The organism is Thalassolituus hydrocarboniclasticus (genome assembly GCF_025345565.1).
In the GTDB taxonomy this organism is placed as follows: Bacteria; Pseudomonadota; Gammaproteobacteria; order Pseudomonadales; family Oceanobacteraceae; genus Venatoribacter; species Venatoribacter hydrocarboniclasticus.
Window position 1 is genome coordinate 1,054,772 of sequence record NZ_CP054475.1, and the last position, 16,502, is coordinate 1,071,273.

General features: G+C 52.0%; 16 protein-coding genes. 13 read left to right on the plus strand and 3 right to left on the minus strand.

From position 1 onward, the window contains the following. Positions 1-27: 27 nt before the first annotated feature. Positions 28-528 carry a hypothetical protein gene (locus tag HUF19_RS04680; protein WP_260998719.1) on the plus strand — a complete coding sequence of 167 codons (501 nt, stop codon included), beginning with the start codon at positions 28-30 and terminating at the stop codon, positions 526-528. Here HUF19_RS04680 and HUF19_RS04685 read toward each other — a convergent pair. The 3 genes from HUF19_RS04685 to efpL all read right to left on the minus strand — a co-directional run bounded on the left by HUF19_RS04685 (position 525) and on the right by efpL (position 2,660). Continuing rightward, complete coding sequence (locus HUF19_RS04685; RefSeq protein WP_260998720.1) at positions 525-1,145, minus strand: DUF502 domain-containing protein; 621 nt, start codon at positions 1,143-1,145, stop codon at positions 525-527. The genes HUF19_RS04680 and HUF19_RS04685 overlap by 4 nt on opposite strands. A gap of 10 nt (positions 1,146-1,155) precedes the next feature. Then, positions 1,156-1,968: an ion transporter gene (locus HUF19_RS04690; RefSeq protein ID WP_260998721.1), complete on the minus strand. Its 813-nt coding sequence runs from the start codon at positions 1,966-1,968 to the stop codon at positions 1,156-1,158. Between the two features lie 125 nt (positions 1,969-2,093). Next, entirely contained in the window at positions 2,094-2,660 is a 567-nt protein-coding gene (gene efpL, locus HUF19_RS04695; RefSeq protein WP_145469585.1) for an elongation factor P-like protein EfpL, read from the minus strand. Positions 2,661-3,171: 511 nt separating this feature from the next. On the opposite strand from efpL, the gene mraZ reads away from it, so the two are divergent. The 12 genes from mraZ to HUF19_RS04755 are packed head-to-tail and all read left to right on the plus strand — an operon-like array spanning position 3,172 to position 16,474. Continuing rightward, complete coding sequence (gene mraZ / locus HUF19_RS04700) at positions 3,172-3,627, plus strand: division/cell wall cluster transcriptional repressor MraZ (RefSeq protein WP_260998722.1); 456 nt, start codon at positions 3,172-3,174, stop codon at positions 3,625-3,627. Beyond that, positions 3,624-4,559, plus strand: coding sequence for a 16S rRNA (cytosine(1402)-N(4))-methyltransferase RsmH (gene rsmH / locus HUF19_RS04705; protein WP_260998723.1), 936 nt, complete (start codon positions 3,624-3,626; stop codon positions 4,557-4,559). The genes mraZ and rsmH overlap by 4 nt, the downstream gene beginning before the upstream one ends. After that, complete coding sequence (gene ftsL, locus HUF19_RS04710; protein ID WP_260998724.1) at positions 4,556-4,810, plus strand: cell division protein FtsL; 255 nt, start codon at positions 4,556-4,558, stop codon at positions 4,808-4,810. Before rsmH ends, ftsL begins: the two co-directional genes overlap by 4 nt. Further along, positions 4,807-6,531 carry a peptidoglycan D,D-transpeptidase FtsI family protein gene (locus tag HUF19_RS04715; protein ID WP_260998725.1) on the plus strand — a complete coding sequence of 575 codons (1,725 nt, stop codon included), beginning with the start codon at positions 4,807-4,809 and terminating at the stop codon, positions 6,529-6,531. Before ftsL ends, HUF19_RS04715 begins: the two co-directional genes overlap by 4 nt. Beyond that, on the plus strand, positions 6,528-8,024 hold the full coding sequence (locus HUF19_RS04720) for a UDP-N-acetylmuramoyl-L-alanyl-D-glutamate--2,6-diaminopimelate ligase (protein ID WP_260998726.1): 1,497 nt from the start codon (positions 6,528-6,530) through the stop codon (positions 8,022-8,024). The genes HUF19_RS04715 and HUF19_RS04720 overlap by 4 nt, the downstream gene beginning before the upstream one ends. Then, positions 8,014-9,399 (plus strand): UDP-N-acetylmuramoyl-tripeptide--D-alanyl-D-alanine ligase, encoded by a 1,386-nt coding sequence (locus tag HUF19_RS04725; protein ID WP_260998727.1) that lies wholly within the window; start codon positions 8,014-8,016, stop codon positions 9,397-9,399. Before HUF19_RS04720 ends, HUF19_RS04725 begins: the two co-directional genes overlap by 11 nt. Before the next feature lie 2 nt (positions 9,400-9,401). After that, positions 9,402-10,484: a phospho-N-acetylmuramoyl-pentapeptide-transferase gene (mraY, locus tag HUF19_RS04730; protein WP_145469578.1), complete on the plus strand. Its 1,083-nt coding sequence runs from the start codon at positions 9,402-9,404 to the stop codon at positions 10,482-10,484. 13 nt (positions 10,485-10,497) lie between these two features. Further along, a complete protein-coding gene (gene murD, locus HUF19_RS04735) occupies positions 10,498-11,871 on the plus strand; it encodes a UDP-N-acetylmuramoyl-L-alanine--D-glutamate ligase (RefSeq protein WP_260998728.1) in 1,374 nt (457 codons plus the stop codon). Continuing rightward, positions 11,868-13,028: a putative lipid II flippase FtsW gene (gene ftsW / locus HUF19_RS04740; RefSeq protein WP_260998729.1), complete on the plus strand. Its 1,161-nt coding sequence runs from the start codon at positions 11,868-11,870 to the stop codon at positions 13,026-13,028. The genes murD and ftsW overlap by 4 nt, the downstream gene beginning before the upstream one ends. Continuing rightward, positions 13,025-14,107, plus strand: coding sequence for an undecaprenyldiphospho-muramoylpentapeptide beta-N-acetylglucosaminyltransferase (murG, locus tag HUF19_RS04745; RefSeq protein ID WP_260998730.1), 1,083 nt, complete (start codon positions 13,025-13,027; stop codon positions 14,105-14,107). The genes ftsW and murG overlap by 4 nt, the downstream gene beginning before the upstream one ends. 34 nt (positions 14,108-14,141) lie before the next feature. After that, entirely contained in the window at positions 14,142-15,551 is a 1,410-nt protein-coding gene (gene murC / locus HUF19_RS04750) for a UDP-N-acetylmuramate--L-alanine ligase (protein WP_260999464.1), read from the plus strand. Next, on the plus strand, positions 15,548-16,474 hold the full coding sequence (locus HUF19_RS04755; RefSeq protein WP_260998731.1) for a D-alanine--D-alanine ligase: 927 nt from the start codon (positions 15,548-15,550) through the stop codon (positions 16,472-16,474). The genes murC and HUF19_RS04755 overlap by 4 nt, the downstream gene beginning before the upstream one ends. The last annotated feature ends 28 nt before the right edge of the window (positions 16,475-16,502 follow it).

Sequence of the window (16,502 nt, forward strand, 5' to 3'; positions counted from 1 at the left end):
TTTATCACGCTGTCACGGGACCGACTTATGCTGAATTCGTTACTGAATCCATCAAAAAACACTGACCAGCCTTTGCTTCATCAATACAAAACCGGCGTCGCTTTATTATTTTCCGGAGTGTTTCATCTGCTGGCTTTATTATTGGTGGGGCTGTCATTTTCGACGTTTTTTAACGGTCTGTTCAGCGGTGATGGTGATATGGTCACGCTGGTGATCAAGGCAATTAATACGCTTGTTATCGCGCTGGCAATGTATGAGCTGGGGCTGGGGGTTGGTAAGGAATACGCGGCGGAAGAAGCCGGGGAAAATATTTTCCAGAATATCCGCCGCACCATCACCCGTTTTGTCGGCACCGTGTGTATCGCACTGGTGCTGGAAGCGCTGATTATGATTATTAAATACAGCCAGCTCGATCTGGCCGGCAACCTGTATTACCCGGTGGCAATCCTGGTTGCCTGTTCTTTTTTATTGCTGGCATTGGGAGCCTTCCTGGCGCTGACACGCCAGGTGTGTGAAATCAGGCATTAGGCTCCAGATCCGCTGGTGGGTTCTTTTTTGCGGGCCTGACTCTGAGATACGCCCGCTGTTAAGGCAAAACGCATGGCATCTTCAAACGACCAATCGAGCATGGTCAGGCGGGCGCGGGGCACAAACAGGGTATAACCGCCGACCATGTAGCTCATGGGCAGGTAGACTGCGACCAGTTCTTCTTTATCGCCGGCGTTCTGCACTGCGGGTGGAATTTTGGTTGCGGTAATAAACCCCAGTAATTGTGCATCGCCGGGCATATCAACCAGCACAGCCTGCTGATTGTTGTGTTTTTCCTGATCAAACATCGCAGCAAAATCTTTCACTGCGCCGTACAGGGTTTTGACCAGCGGAAAGCGCAGCAGGGCATCTTCGACATACTGATACAGCCAGCTGACCGGGTTGAACTGGAACAATAATCCGACCGACAGCAAAGCCAGCAGCATCAGCAGCAAACCCATACCCGGGAATAGGCTGGGAATATGCAGGCTGGCAAGCAGATCCAGTCCCAGGCCATTGAGCCACATCAGCGCCGACCACAACAGCCAGACGGTTACCAGTAAAGGCAGTACCACCATGGAGCCTTTGATCAGCGGTTGCAGCAGATAGCGTTTCATAAAAACTCCGTCAGGATTTTGGTGGTTGCTGCTGTTGCAGCAGGGCTTTCAGTTCGCGGATTTCTGCCGCCAGATCGTCAAGGGTAGCTTTGCCGTCGGCGGCATCCTGCTCGGCTTTTTCCTGTGCATGTTCATCTTCCAGTACGTTTACCACAATACCGATGACCATATTAAGAAAGGCAAAGGTGGTGAGGAAAATAAAGCTCAGATAAAAAATCCACGACAGCGGGTAGACCGCCATGGTTTCGTACATCACATCGGTCCAGTCTTCAAAGGTCATCACCCGGAACAGGGTCAGCATGGAGATCGAAATATCACCCCAGAGCACATCGTTGATGGGTTCAAAGAAGGTGGTACCGATGGCGGCATAGATGTAATAGATAATAAACATCAGCAGCAGCACATAGCCCAGTTGCGGCAGGGCGCGCAGCAGCGAGTTCAGCAACATGCGCAATTCCGGAATGATGGACACCATCCGCAGCACACGGAAAATCCGTACCAGACGACCAATCAGCGCCATATCGCTGTGATCGACCGGAATCAGACTGATCACCACCACAAGGGTATCAAACAGGTTCCAGCCATTATGGAAGAAGCGTTTTTTCTCCGGCGCCGCCATAAAGCGGATAACGATTTCGATCAGGAAAATCACCGTAATGCCGGTATCCAGCCAGTTCAGCACCACCATCAGAGGGTCGGGAATGCTGTAGGTTTTGGCACCGATCAGAAGGGCTGAAATAATAATGATGGCTACAACAAAGAGTTCAAAGGCTTTGTTGTCACGGACGGCCTGCGAAGCGGCCTGTAATTGCTGAATATTCATGGTCGGGACTGTAGTCGGATGACTGCTGGTGATAGGACGATGCGGAGTCTGTCACAGCCGCCGTACTTCGCCAAGATGGGCTGACGCAACTATACATTGCGTCAGCCTCAGATATCGTCAGGTAATCAGGCGCGGGAGATAAAACGGTTCTCGGCGGTATTGATCTTGACGGTTTCCCCCTGTTCCAGATATTCCGGCACCTGAATAACCAGGCCAGTGGCAAAACGGGCCGGTTTGGTACGGGCACTGGCGCTGCCGCCTTTAATGCCGGGGCTGGTTTCGATTACGGTCATTTCTACCGATGATGGCAGCTCAATGGCAATCAGCTGGCCATCGACCAGCAGGCCCATGGTGCCTTTCAGTGATTCGCTGATATAGAGCGCATCGGTGTCCAGGGTTTCGGCATCGATCGGATACTGGTCAAAGCTTTCTTCGTCCATAAAGTAGTAGGTGTCTTCTTCACGGTAAGAGAACACAATCTGGCGACGCAGCAGTTCAATGGCCTGCAGCTGATCGTCACCTTTAAAGCTTTCTTCCAGCTTCTGCCGGCCGGGAACGGTCTGAAAGCGGATTTTGTAGAGAGTGGCACCACCGCGCGAATGCGGGTTCTGCACTTCGATGTTTTTGATCAGGCAGGTCTGATTCTTGAATTCGACGACGCCGCCTTTCTTCAGTTCGTTCGCTCTTGGCATGCAGGAGTCCTTGTGGCAGTGCTTGCAGGATGATGTAAAGGGAGCCGATGTTACCGCCTTGACTATTCCGGCTGAAGATTTTTTTTGCGTACAAGCGGCATAATTCTGAGCAGGAAGTACTGGTTTCCTGCTGCGGGTTTCGTCATCATTTACCTGCCTCCGACTTTAATGCTCATTCGATTGGTTAGTGCTTACTTATTATAGCTAAGTTATATAAACCTCCATGTGAGTGAGCACTAACCTCAGAAGTTACTTTAACTTCGCGTCGCAGGCTCAGGGTCCTGTTTAATATTTGTTCCCCACATTTTCCCACGTTGCCGTTAAGGTCATCTAAGTCCTTGTGAGATAAAGCAAAAATGCAGATATCCACATCCCGAAGTGGCTTGCAAAAGGCTATTTGCCTTCCTATAGTGTCGTAAAGTGGAAAATAGTGGGTAATAGTGGAACTTTTTGGTGTTGGTAACTACTTACATCAGCAAAGGAATCACACCCAAACCAACAGGAAGGACGTATGTTCCGGGGGCTGCACACGATCAATCTGGATGCTAAAGGGCGTCTGGCGATCCCGACTAAGTATCGGGAAACGCTGGCCGAGCTCTGTGGCGCCCGTTTGGTGGCCACCATTGATACCGAAGAACGTTGCCTCCTGATTTACCCCGTAAACGAATGGGAACTGATCCAGGCCAAAATTGAGGCCTTGCCCAGCTTTAACCCGGTTGCCCGCCGTATTCAGCGTTTACTGATTGGTCATGCGACTGATCTGGAGCTGGATAGCGCCGGTCGCATCCTGTTGCCACAACCGTTGCGCGAATATGCCTCGCTGGAAAAAGAGAGCGTGCTGATGGGGCAGGGAAAAAAACTGGAGCTGTGGAGTAAGTCGCTGTGGGAAGGCCGCCGTGATGAATACCTCGATATGGTCGGTCAGCCTGAACAATTACCCGAAGAACTACAGAGTCTGTCGTTATGAACCTGAGTGAGTTTGCTCACACCACCGTACTGCTGCAGGAGACGGTCGACGGCTGCCTGAATGATCCGGCGGGTATTTATGTGGACGGAACCTTTGGCCGTGGCGGTCACAGTCGTCTGCTGCTGAGTAAGCTGGCTCCTGAAGGCCGGCTGATTGGTTTTGATAAAGACCCGCTGGCGATTCAGACCGGTAAAGAGCTGGAGCAGGAAGACAGCCGTTTTCAGATTGTGCAGGCCAGCTTTGCCGATATGAAAGCTGAGCTTAACGCTCTGGGTATCGACAAAATCAACGGCATTCTGCTGGATCTGGGCGTATCTTCGCCGCAGCTGGATGATGCCGAACGTGGCTTCAGCTTTATGAAAGACGGCCCGCTGGATATGCGTATGAATCCGGATGCCGGCCTCAGTGCTGCCGAATGGTGTGCGCAGACTTCTGAAGAAGAAATCGCCCGCGTATTAAAAGAATACGGAGAAGAGCGTTTCGCCAAACGCATGGCGCGCGCCATTATCAACGCCCGTGCTGAAGCGCCTATCACCCGTACCCGTGAGCTGGCCGAGCTTATTAAAGAAGCCAATCCGGCCTGGGAAAAACACAAGCACCCGGCAACCCGCGCTTTTCAGGCCATCCGCATCGCGGTGAATAACGAGTTGGGTGATCTGGAAAAGGTTTTGGCTGACAGCGTTGATCTGCTGCTGCCGCATGGTCGCCTGGCGGTGATCAGCTTCCATTCGCTGGAAGACCGCATGGTGAAGCGCTTTATCCGTGCTCAGGAAAAAGGCCGTGATTTACCTCCGGGCATTCCGGTACCGGACGAGATGCTTGGCCGCACTATGAAAAAAATGGGTAAGGCCATTATGCCCGGTAATGATGAAATCCGGATTAATGCCCGTGCCCGCAGCGCGGTATTACGCATTGCCGAGCGGTTAGCGTGAACGCAGGCGTTGCCATTTTGTGGGGTGTGGTTCTGGTTTCTGCTCTGGCTCAGGTTGGGGTGGTGCACTGGCACCGGACTTTGCTGCAGGTATGGCAACAGGAAGATGCATTGCGGGCGCAGTTACTGCAGGAACATACCCGTTTGCTGCTGGAAAAAAGTACATTAACCGCGCATGGCCGGATCGATCAGCAGGCGCGTAAACAACTGAATATGACAGAGCCAGGCAAGGTACAGGTGCTTTCACGATGAATGCGCAACCGAACCAAGAGACAACATTAAGCGGCATTACCCGCTGGCGTTTTACGCTGGTGCTGGTGGTGTTTGGCTGTCTGCTGGCGGCGGTTCTGGTGCGTCTGGTTATGTTGCATACCGTGGATCAGCCTTTCCTGTTTGAGCAGGGTGAAAAGCGTACGGTGCGTGAAGAAGTTCAGCCGGCAATGCGTGGCATGATAACCGACCGTTATGGCAAACCACTTGCAGTCAGTACTCCGGTGGTCACGCTGTGGCTGAATCCGCAGCAGGTTAATGTTCAGCAATTACCGGCTGTCGCTTCTGATCTTGGTCTGAGCACCAGAGAGCTGGTGCGTAAAGTTGAACGGGCGGCCTCTCAGGGTCGCTCTTTTTTATATCTTAAACGTCAGGTGCAACCGGAAGTGGCGCAGCTGGTATTAAAGCGCCGTATCGCCGGTATTTATGGTGACGATGATTTCCGCCGTTTTTATCCGGCCGCTGAAGTAACTGCTCATACGGTCGGTATCGTTGATGTTGATGGAAAAGGGCAGGAAGGTCTGGAACTGGCTTTTGATGAATTTCTGCAAGGCAGTGAAGGCTCGCGTCAGGTGGTTAAAGACCTGTACGGCAATGTAATTAAACAATTAAAAGTCAATGCGGTGCCAAAGCCCGGTGGTGATCTGGCATTAACACTGGATTTACGCCTGCAGTATCTGGCCTACCGTGAACTAAAAGCAGCCGTATCGCAGCACCATGCTAAATCCGGCAGTGCAGTGCTGGTGGATGCGCGCAGTGGTGATGTGCTGGCTCTGGTGAATCAGCCATCTTATAACCCGAATAACCGCTCCAGTCTGCGTGCGGAAAATATGCGTAACCGGGCGATTGCCGATCTTATTGAGCCGGGCTCAACCATTAAACCCTTTACGGTAGCTGCCGCATTAAACTCCGGCCGTTATTTTCCTGGCAGCGAAATCAATACTGCACCGGGTTTTGTCCGGGTTAAAAATAAAACCATCCGCGATCACCGTAATTACGGCGTGCTGGATATTACCGGCGTTATTACCAAGTCCAGTAACGTCGGCGTTACCTATCTGGCTCATCAGGTAGGTGCTGAGGGTATCTGGGAATTTTTCAGTAAAGCCGGTATTGGTCAGGCAACGGTGCTGGGTTTCCCCGGTGAAGCGGTAGGCAGTCTGCCTTATCCGGAGCAAATGGATGCTCTGCGTCTGGCGACGGTTTCTTACGGTTATGGTTTATCGGTTTCGCCTTTACAGCTTGCTCACGCCTACACCAGTTTTACTCAGGGCGGTTGTATTAACCCGGTGCGTTTATTAATGAATAATCAGCCACAGACGGAATGTCAGCGGGTAATGCCGGCGAAAGTTGCCCGTCAGGTTCTGGATATGCTTGAAACGGTCACCTCGAAAAGGGGAACCGGCAGTCGTGCCCGGGTTGCCGGTTATCGTGTTGGTGGTAAAACCGGTACTGCGCATAAAGTGGGACAGCAGGGTTACGAAGATTCAGAATACACCGCGGTATTTTCCGGAATAGCGCCGATTTCCTCCCCGGATCTGGTACTGGTTGTCGTCATCGACTCACCTCAGGGCAAAGAATATTACGGTGGTGAAGTGGCGGCTCCGGTGTTCTCACGCATTATGCAACAAGCCTTACGTCTGCGTCAGGTTGCTCCGGATGATGGCAGTGTACCGGCGCTGCATATGGCAGGAGGTCCGGCATGAAATTAAGTCAGATGGTTGCTCCTGAATTATTTATTCCGCCAGAGTGGGACCGTGAATTCGCACAGGTTGCTGTCGATAGCCGCGATGTGCAGCCTGGTGATGTATTTATTGCCCGTCGCGGCTTAACCGGCCATGGCGAAGAGCATATTTCTGCAGCTATTGAACAGGGTGCAGTTGCGGTTCTGGCTGAAGGCGATCTGGGCTTTCGTTGCGAACAGAGTCCACATTTTCCTGCTGTGCCGGTGTTTTTATGCAGTGAAATTTCCGCATCGTTAAGCACCTGGTTGCATCGCCGTTATGCGTCCGTTGCGGATATGAAACTGACAGCGGTAACCGGCACTAACGGCAAAAGTTCTGTGACGCAATATATGGCACAGCTGGCTGGTTTTTGCGCAGTGTCTTGTGGTGTTTTGGGCACTTTAGGTAATGGTGTATGGCCGGACCTTCAGACCAGCCGCAATACCACTGCCGATTTATCCGTGATTTTACGACATCTGCAGACCATGCAGGAAAAGGATGTTGATTTTGCTGCGCTGGAAGTCTCATCCCATGGTCTGACACAGCAGCGTGTGAGCGGATTGAACTTCCGTGTCGCTGTACTGACCAACCTCACCCAGGATCATCTGGACTATCACGGCAGCATGGACGATTACTTTGCTGCCAAACGTCAGTTGTTCGTTGGCCATGATATTGAAGCGGCATTAATTAATATTGATGACGTCTACGGTCGCCGGCTGGCAACTGATACAGCAGTGACTGCCGATATCATTACCTATGGCCAGAGTGAGCAGGCGCTGGTGCGTTATTCCGCAGTACAGATGCAGGCCCGTGGAATGCAGGCCTGGCTGGATACTCCGTGGGGCAGCGGCTTGCTGGTGTTGCCATTAATCGGTGAATTTAATCTGGCCAATGCAACGGCCGCAATTGCTGCTCTGGCACTGCAGGGTTTTGATTTTAAACAGCTGCTCGCGGCTGCTCAAAAACTGGAGCCGGTGGCCGGACGTATGGAGTTGTATGTAAAAGATGATGCGCCACTGGCGGTTATCGATTTCGCCCATACGCCGGATGCACTGCTGAATGTACTGCAGGCACTTAAGCCCTGGAATAAAAAAATTACCGCTGTATTTGGCTGTGGTGGTGATCGTGACCGCAGCAAGCGCGCGCTGATGGCTCAGGTAGCTGCCGCGCATGCGGACGTGGTCTGGCTGACAGACGACAATCCGCGCAGTGAAGATCCGCAGCAGATTTTTGCCGACGCGCTCAGTGCGGAAAATACCGGCGATTTTTATTGTGAACATGATCGCAGCCGTGCCATCACGCAGGCTCTGGATATGACAACTGCTGCCGGTATTGTACTTATCGCCGGCAAAGGCCATGAGAATTATCAGGAAGTACAGGGCGTGAAACTACCTTACAGCGATGCTTCGGTATTAACTCAGGCTGGCTATCGCAAGGCCGGACGGTTGCAGGGTGGAGATGATCATGCTGAGTAATTTGTCGCTGTCAGGGTTAGTTAAAATCGTACACGGACAGCTGCAGGGTGGAGCGGCGGCAGAGCTGAACGCTGACATGATTCATGGTGTGAGTACCGACACCCGTAAGATTAAAGCCGGTGATCTGTACGTACCATTAAGTGGCGAACATTTTAATGGCCATCATTTTATTGCGCAGGCTGCAGAGCAGGGCGCGGTTGCTGCGCTGATAGATCAGGACGTAGATTCCGATCTGGCTGATCGTTTGCCCTTGATCCGGGTAACGGATTGTCTGATTGCGCTTGGGCAGATTGCCGGCTGGAACCGCAGTCAGTTTCGCGGGCCGGTGGTTGCTGTTACCGGCAGTGCCGGTAAAACCAGTGTGAAACAATTAATGAGTAGTGTACTGGCACAGCGCTACCGTACATGGATGACACAGGGCAACCTGAATAACCATATCGGTGCGCCGCTGACACTGCTGGCCTTACAGCCAGAACATGAAGCGGCAGTTATTGAACTGGGTGCCAGTGGCGCCGGTGAAATTGCTTACACCGCACAATGGGTAAAACCTCAGGTTGGCATTATTACCAATGCGGCAGAAGCCCACCTGGAAGGCTTCGGCAGTCTGCAGGGAATTGTGCAGACCAAAGGTGAGTTGCTCGATTTTATCCAGCCGGGTGGCTGCGCGGTATTAAATGCTGATGATGTATTTTATGCCGAATGGGCAGAGCGTGCAGCAGCGGTTAAATTGCTCAGTTTTGGCTTTTCTGCCGCAGCAGATGTGCGTGCCAGTGCTTTGCGCTGTGATCTTCAGGGCAGTCATTTTGTACTGCATCTGGATGGTGAAGAATATGCAGTTCGCCTGCCATTACTGGGTGAACACAATGTGCGTAATGCGCTGGCGGTGAGTGCCGCCGCTTACGCGCTTGGGCTGAGTGCTGCTGAAATTATTCAGGGACTGCAACAGGCAACCACGGTTTCCGGTCGTTTGCACTGGCTAGATGGGCAAGCCGGTCAGCGGATTTTAAATGACGCTTATAACGCCAACCCTGCGTCAATCAAAGCAGCTATCGACGTGTTAAAACACGCGGCACAGAGCTGGCTGGTATTGGGTGATATGGCCGAACTTGGTGAAAGCGAATTGGCTGCTCATGCGGATATTGGTCTGTACGCCAAAACGCAGGGAATTCAGCATTTATTGGCGACGGGCGAGCGCAGCCGGAAAACGGTTGAAGCATTCGGGGCCGGAGCGCACTGGTTCGCAACCAAAGAAGAATTGGTGCGGTATTTACAACAACAGACCACTGATCAGGATGTCATTCTGGTGAAAGGGTCGCGCAGCGCTGGTATGGATCAGGTGGTTCAGGCGCTGCAGAAAAACACAGAGGAAAACTGATCATGTTGTTATGGCTGGGAGACTGGTTAGCGCAGTATCACTCCGGGTTCGGGGTGGTTAATTATTTAACTCTGCGCGCTATTCTGGCGGTAATTACTGCCCTGATGGTGTCATTACTCCTTGGCCCTGTGGTGATCCGCAAATTGCGTGAATACCAGATTGGTCAGGCAATCCGTGAATTAGGACCTAAATCTCACTTGAGCAAAGCCGGTACTCCGACCATGGGCGGTGTGCTGATTCTGCTGTCGATTGCCGTCAGTACACTGCTGTGGGGTAACCTGGAAAACCGTTTTGTCTGGGTTGTCCTGCTGGTTACGCTGGTTTTTGGCGCTATTGGCTGGGTGGATGATTACCGTAAAGTGGTGGAGAAAAACTCCCGTGGTTTACCGGGGCGCTGGAAATATTTCTGGCAGTCGGTGTTCGCCTTAATTGCCGCCGCTTATCTTTTCTACAGTGCGCAAAGTCCGCAGGAAACTCAGCTGGTGGTTCCTTTCCTGAAAGATGTGATGCCGCAGTTGGGCCTGCTGTTTATTCTGCTGACCTACTTTGTAATTGTTGGCTCCAGTAATGCGGTCAACCTGACCGATGGTCTGGATGGTCTGGCGATTATGCCAACAGTGATGGTCGGTGGCGCTTTAGGTATCTGTGCTTATCTGGCCGGTAACGTGAATTTTGCCAGTTATCTGCATATTCCTTATATCGCCGGTGCCGGTGAACTGGTGATTTTCTGTGCCGCAATCGTCGGTGCCGGTATCGGATTCCTATGGTTCAACACTTATCCGGCTCAGGTTTTTATGGGCGATGTGGGTTCTCTGGCATTGGGTGCGGCGTTAGGTGTGGTTGCGGTGATCGTTCGCCAGGAAATCGTCCTGTTTATTATGGGCGGTATTTTCGTCGCGGAAACTGTATCGGTGATCCTGCAGGTTGCCTCATTCAAAATGACTGGCAAGCGTATTTTCCGTATGGCGCCGCTGCATCATCACTATGAATTAAAAGGCTGGCCGGAGCCGCGCGTTATTGTTCGTTTCTGGATCATCACCATTATTCTGGTGCTGATCGGTTTAGCCACGCTGAAGATTCGCTGAGGAATCTGAATTTATGTCGCAGTTGATTTCCACAGATTACAAACGACTGATCGTCGGTCTTGGCATGACCGGGCTCTCTGCTGCCCGCTATTGCCAGAGCCGCGGCTGGGCGTTTGATTTGTGTGACAGCCGCGATGTGCCACCAGGTCTGGATGCGGTACGCAGCGAGTTTCCGCAGGCGATTATTTATAGCGGTGAATTACAGGCCGATGTTCTCAGTCAGTACGACGAATTAATCGTCAGTCCCGGCATTGCGGTTTCTCATCCTGCTATTGTTGCAGCCCGTCAGGCTGGTGCACGGATTGCTGGTGATATTCAGCTATTTGCCGATGCCTGCAACAAGCCATTAATTGCGATAACCGGCTCCAATGGTAAAAGCACAGTCACCACTCTGGTGGGAGAATTACTGGCAGCAGCCGGTAAGCGCGTAGCGGTTGGCGGTAATATTGGTGTTCCTGCTCTGGATCTGCTGGGCAGCGATGCTGAAACCGATATCTATGTACTGGAGCTGTCGAGTTTTCAGCTGGAAACCACCGAAAATCTGGCAGCTTCAGCTGCGGTGGTGCTCAATATGAGCGAAGACCATATGGACCGCTATCAGGGCATGGCGGATTACCATCAGGCCAAACACCGTATTTTTCAGCAGTGCCGTGGCGTTGTGGTGAATCGTGACGATGCGCTCAGTCAGCCGCTGGTCTCCGATAAAATGCCACGCCTGAGTTTTGGTCTGAATAAAGCAGATATTGGTCAGTTTGGCCTTGAGCGAATCGATGGCGAAAGCTGGATCATGTTCGGTACTGAAAAAATTATCGCTGCCAGCGAGCTGAAAATTAAAGGCCAGCATAATCTGGCAAATGTAATGGCAGCGCTGGCACTGATCAAACTGCTGTCGGTAGATATTACTGCCGTATTACCGGCGCTGCGTGAATTTGCTGGTCTGGATCATCGGTGTCAGTGGCTGGGTAATAAGGCAGGTGTTGATTTTTACAACGATTCCAAAGGAACCAACGTCGGTTCTACCCTGGCCGCGCTTTATGGTCTGGGGCCGGAAATTGCCGGAAAAATCTGGCTGCTGGCCGGTGGTGAAGGAAAAGGGCAGGATTTCAGCCCGCTGGCTTCTGCCTGTGAGCAATACGCCGCGGAAGTTCTTACTTTTGGTGCCGATGCGGGAACCATTGCGGCTGCCGTTTCTGATGCTTGCCCGGTATCACAGCAGGTTACTTTAGCCGAAGCTTTTACCCGTGCCTGCACCGTAGCCGCTGCTGGTGACGTTATTTTGCTGTCTCCGGCCTGTGCCAGTTTTGATCAGTTTAAAAACTATGTCGCCCGCGGCGAGTATTTTGCGCAGCTGGTAAAAACGGAAATCAGCAACGAGGTGGCGTTATGAATGTTGAACGCTTCCTCTGGCAAAGCCGGCAGAGCATGTTTTATCCCTGGCTGGCGCTGATGTGTCTGGGCTGGTTAATGGTGGCATCGGCATCTACCGGAATTGCGGAGTTTTATACCGGTAATGCCGCATATTTTGCGGTTCGCCATGCTGTGTATTTGCTGCTGGGCGTTGCCGTGGTGTATGCCATCAGCCAGATTCCGCTGAGCTGGTGGAGCAAGGTCGATGTGATGTTTCTGCTGCTGGCGGTAGCGGGTCTGATTCTGGTGTTTGTACCGGGAATCGGCCACGAAGTGAACGGCAGTCAGCGCTGGCTTAATCTGGGCATTATTAAAATTCAGGCTTCAGAACTGGCTAAACTGGCGGCGGTTTTTTACGTTTCCGGTTATCTGGTCCGTCGTCAGGATGAGGTTCAGCAGCAGTGGTCTGGTTTCCTTAAACCGCTGGGGATTCTGGCCGGAATGGTTTTCCTGCTGTTACTGGAACCGGACTTCGGTGCCGTTGTTGTATTGATGGGCGCTGTGCTTATTCAGTTGTTTTTAGGTGGTGTAAAAGCCGGGCAGTTTTTCCTGCTGTTAATCGCCACCTTAATTATCAGTGTCGTGGTGCTGACTTCCGAAAGCTACCGGGTTGAGCGTCTGATGGCTTATCTCGATCCGTGGGCGCCCGAGCATGTGTACGGCACCGGTTACCAGCTGACTCAGTCGCTGATTGCTTTTGGTCGCGGAGACTGGTTTGGCGTAGGTCTGGGTGAAAGTGTGCAGAAATTATTTTATCTGCCGGAAGCTCATACGGATTTTGTTTTTGCTATCTGGGCGGAAGAAACCGGTTTGATTGGTGGTGTTGCCGCCCTGACGTTGTTAGCGGTTGTTATTGCCCAGATCTGGCGGGTGTCATGGAAAGCCCAGCAGCAGGGACAGTTATATGGTGCTTATGTGGCCATTGGTATTGCTTCGTTACTGGGATTGCAGGTTGTGATTAATCTGGGTGTGAATATTGGTCTGTTACCCACTAAAGGGCTGACATTGCCTTTCTTCAGTTATGGCGGCAGCAGCCTGCTGGTGTGCTGCATCATGGTCGGTATTGTGATGCGTATTGCTCATGAAAATGATCAGGATAATCAGAATGAAAGTGCTGCTGCGGGAGGTGCTGCATGAGTCAGGCATCTTCGCGTAATGTTTTATTAATGGCAGGCGGTACTGGCGGACATGTTTTTCCTGCGCTGGCAGTCGCTGAAAAACTGAAACAGGAAGGCTTTACCATTCATTGGCTGGGAACAGCATCCGGTATCGAAAAAGATCTGGTGCCCGCCAATGGCTACCCGCTGCACTGCATCAATATCAGTGGCCTGCGTGGCAAAGGCAAACTGGGTTTATTAACTGCGCCGTTACGTATTGCTAAGGCAATTTTTCAGGCACGGAAAATTATCAAACAGGTGAAGCCGGTTGCAGCCCTTGGCTTTGGTGGTTATGCCACGGGCCCGGGTGGTGTTGCTGCCCGTCTGAGTGCGGTGCCTCTGCTGATTCATGAGCAGAATGCTTTCGCTGGCATGACCAACCGTTTATTAAGCCGTATCAGTCAGCATGTTATGCAGGCATTTCCGGGAGCTCTTGCAGGTGCGCAGGTTACCGGGAATCCGGTGCGCGAAAGCGTACTGAATTTGCCGCAGCCTGCGGAGCGTATGACAACCGATGGTCCGCTTAAAGTGCTGGTCGTTGGTGGCAGTCTTGGTGCTGCTGCGCTGAATCGTACGGTTCTTGCGGCGATGCAATTACTGCCTGAAAATCAGCGCCCGCAGTTACGTCACCAGGTGGGTAAAAGTAATCTGGCAGAAATGCAGAGCGCTTATGAACAAGCCGGAGTACAGGCTGAGGTTATTGCCTTTATTGATGATATGGCTGCCGCTTATGGCAATGCCGATTTACTGATTTGCCGTGCCGGTGCACTGACCGTATCTGAAGTGGCTGCCGCGGGATGTGCAGCGATTTTTGTACCTTTCCCTTTTGCGGTGGATGATCATCAGACTGCAAACGCAGAGTACCTGACGAAAGCCGGTGCGGGCCTGATCTGTCAGCAGAATGAATTAACTGCGGAATGGCTTGCTGCCCGGTGGCAGCATTTCTCCGCGAACAGAACATTATTACTGGAAATGGCCAACAAGGCTCGCAGCCAGGCCATTGCCAATGCAACCGCACAGGTTGCAGAACAGATTAAGAGGTTTGCCCGTGACAGATAAAACCAATACACCGCTGAATCATTTAATACCGGAAATGCGCCGCATCCGCTGCATGCATTTTGTTGGTATTGGCGGTGCCGGCATGTGTGGTATCGCCGAAGTGTTGCTGAATCAGGGCTATCAGATTTCCGGTTCAGATTTACGTCAATCGGCGGTGACCGAACGACTGCAGGCACTGGGTGCTACCATTTATATTGGTCACCAGGAGAGCAATGTGGCGCATGCCGATGTGCTGGTTGTTTCAACCGCCATTGATCATGAAAATCCGGAAATCCGTGCTGCTGTTGAGGCACGTATTCCCGTTGTCCGTCGTGCTGAAATGCTGGCCGAGCTGATGCGTTTCCGTCACGGAATTGCGGTAGCCGGAACCCATGGTAAAACCACAACCACCAGTATGGTGACATCAGTACTGGCTGAAGCCGGTCTGGACCCGACGTTTGTTATCGGTGGCAAATTAAACAGCGCCGGTACCAATGCCCGTTTGGGAGCCAGCCGTTATTTAGTCGCCGAGGCCGATGAAAGTGATGCCTCTTTCCTGCACCTGCAGCCGATGGTTTCTATTGTTACCAATATTGATGCTGACCATATGGCGACTTATGGCGGCGATTTTGAGCAGCTGAAAAATACCTTTGTCGAGTTTCTGCATAATCTGCCTTTCTATGGTCTGGCGGTGGTGTGTATTGATGACGATGTGGTGCGTGAGTTATTACCACGAATCAGCCGCCAGATTGTGACTTATGGTTTTTCTGAGGATGCCGATTACCGGGCAACCGATTTGCGTCAGGATGGATTATTCACGCACTTTACTGTGCAGCGTCCGGCGGGCCGCGCCCCTCTGAATATCAGCCTGCGTATGCCAGGTACGCACAATGTACTGAATGCCATGGCGGCTATTGCGGTCGCAGACGATGAAGGTGTTGATGATGCAGCGATTGTGGCTGCGCTGGAAAAATTTGCCGGTGTCGGTCGGCGTTTCACCGTGTGTGGCGAATTCCCGCTGGGTGATGGTGAGGTGATGCTGGTTGATGATTATGGTCATCACCCACGTGAACTCGAAGTTACCATTGATGCTATCCGCAAAGGTTTTCCAGAGCGTCGTCTGGTGATGGTATTTCAGCCACACCGTTACAGCCGTACCCGCGATCTGTACGAAGATTTTACCCGTGTTTTATCCGGGGCCGATGTGCTGCTGTTAATGGATGTCTATCCGGCAGGAGAAAAACCCATTGCCGGTGCTGATGGTCGTGCCTTGTGTGGCAGTATTCGTCAGCGCGGTATGGTGGACCCAATTTTTATTGGCCGTGATGAATCTCTGGAAGCACCATTGAAAGGCGTATTAAAGCCAGGTGACCTGTTACTGACTCAGGGAGCGGGTGATATCGGAAATCTGGCAGTGACATTAACCCAGCAGTTACCGGCATGGCTGGCAGAGGTAAAAGTATGAACGTTGCCGCATTAGGAAAAATCGCGGTTTTAATGGGCGGAACATCCGCGGAGCGTGCGGTATCACTGAAAAGTGGTCAGGCTGTATATTCTGCACTGCAGCAAAGCGGTGCCGATGTGATTGCTATTGATGTTCAGGCGCATGCCATTGAGCAATTAACCAACGTCGATTTTGATGTCGCCTTTATTGCATTGCATGGTCGTGGCGGTGAAGACGGTACTATTCAGGGCGTGCTGGAGTGGCTGGATAAGCCCTATACCGGCAGTGGTGTAATGGCATCTGCTCTGGCAATGGATAAATGGCGCACCAAATTAATCTGGCAGGCTGCAGGTTTGCCGACACCCAAAGCATTTTTGCTGAACGAGGACAGTGACTGGAGCCAGCTGATTGCCGAACTGAATGCTGATGCCATCGTAAAGCCGGCACGTGAAGGTTCCAGTATCGGTATGCGTAAAGTCCACACTGCGGAAGAGTTGCAGGACAGTTTTAATTTCGCCCGTGAATATGACGGACTGGTTTTGGCTGAGTCCTGGGTGAAAGGCGCAGAGTTTACGGTTGCTATTGTGGATGGTAAGGCGTTACCGGCTATTCAGTTAAAAACCAGCCATGCGTTTTATGACTACGACGCCAAGTATCAGGCAAACGACACTCAGTATTTATTGCCCTGTGGTCTGTCTGCAGAAAAAGAACAGGAATTACAGCAGCTGGCTCTGAAGGCATTTGACGTTATCGGTGGCCAGGGTTGGGGACGTATTGATGTGATGCAGGATCAGAACGGTCGGTTCTGGTTACTGGAGGCAAATACCAGTCCGGGTATGACTGATCACAGTCTGGTGCCGATGGCGGCCGCTGCGGTCGGGATGAGTTTTCCTGAACTGGTTGTGCATTTATTAACGGAAGCCAGAGGCAGGGTTCGTGGCTAAAAAAGCAGCTCCACGCGGCGCGACCCCA

Bases quoted from the DNA above. Each gene is read 5' to 3' on its own strand.
- HUF19_RS04715 (WP_260998725.1), top strand. From the start codon at position 4,807: ATGAATGCGCAACCGAACCAAGAGACAACATTAAGCGGCATTACCCGC.
- murC (WP_260999464.1), top strand. From the start codon at position 14,142: ATGCGCCGCATCCGCTGCATGCATTTTGTTGGTATTGGCGGTGCCGGC.
- ftsW (WP_260998729.1), top strand. From the start codon at position 11,868: ATGAATGTTGAACGCTTCCTCTGGCAAAGCCGGCAGAGCATGTTTTAT.
- murD (WP_260998728.1), top strand. From the start codon at position 10,498: ATGTCGCAGTTGATTTCCACAGATTACAAACGACTGATCGTCGGTCTT.
- murG (WP_260998730.1), top strand. From the start codon at position 13,025: ATGAGTCAGGCATCTTCGCGTAATGTTTTATTAATGGCAGGCGGTACT.
- HUF19_RS04725 (WP_260998727.1), top strand. From the start codon at position 8,014: ATGCTGAGTAATTTGTCGCTGTCAGGGTTAGTTAAAATCGTACACGGA.
- rsmH (WP_260998723.1), top strand. From the start codon at position 3,624: ATGAACCTGAGTGAGTTTGCTCACACCACCGTACTGCTGCAGGAGACG.
- mraY (WP_145469578.1), top strand. From the start codon at position 9,402: ATGTTGTTATGGCTGGGAGACTGGTTAGCGCAGTATCACTCCGGGTTC.
- HUF19_RS04755 (WP_260998731.1), top strand. From the start codon at position 15,548: ATGAACGTTGCCGCATTAGGAAAAATCGCGGTTTTAATGGGCGGAACA.
- mraZ (WP_260998722.1), top strand. From the start codon at position 3,172: ATGTTCCGGGGGCTGCACACGATCAATCTGGATGCTAAAGGGCGTCTG.
- HUF19_RS04720 (WP_260998726.1), top strand. From the start codon at position 6,528: ATGAAATTAAGTCAGATGGTTGCTCCTGAATTATTTATTCCGCCAGAG.
- HUF19_RS04685 (WP_260998720.1), bottom strand. From the start codon at position 1,145: ATGAAACGCTATCTGCTGCAACCGCTGATCAAAGGCTCCATGGTGGTA.
- efpL (WP_145469585.1), bottom strand. From the start codon at position 2,660: ATGCCAAGAGCGAACGAACTGAAGAAAGGCGGCGTCGTCGAATTCAAG.
- HUF19_RS04680 (WP_260998719.1), top strand. From the start codon at position 28: ATGCTGAATTCGTTACTGAATCCATCAAAAAACACTGACCAGCCTTTG.
- HUF19_RS04690 (WP_260998721.1), bottom strand. From the start codon at position 1,968: ATGAATATTCAGCAATTACAGGCCGCTTCGCAGGCCGTCCGTGACAAC.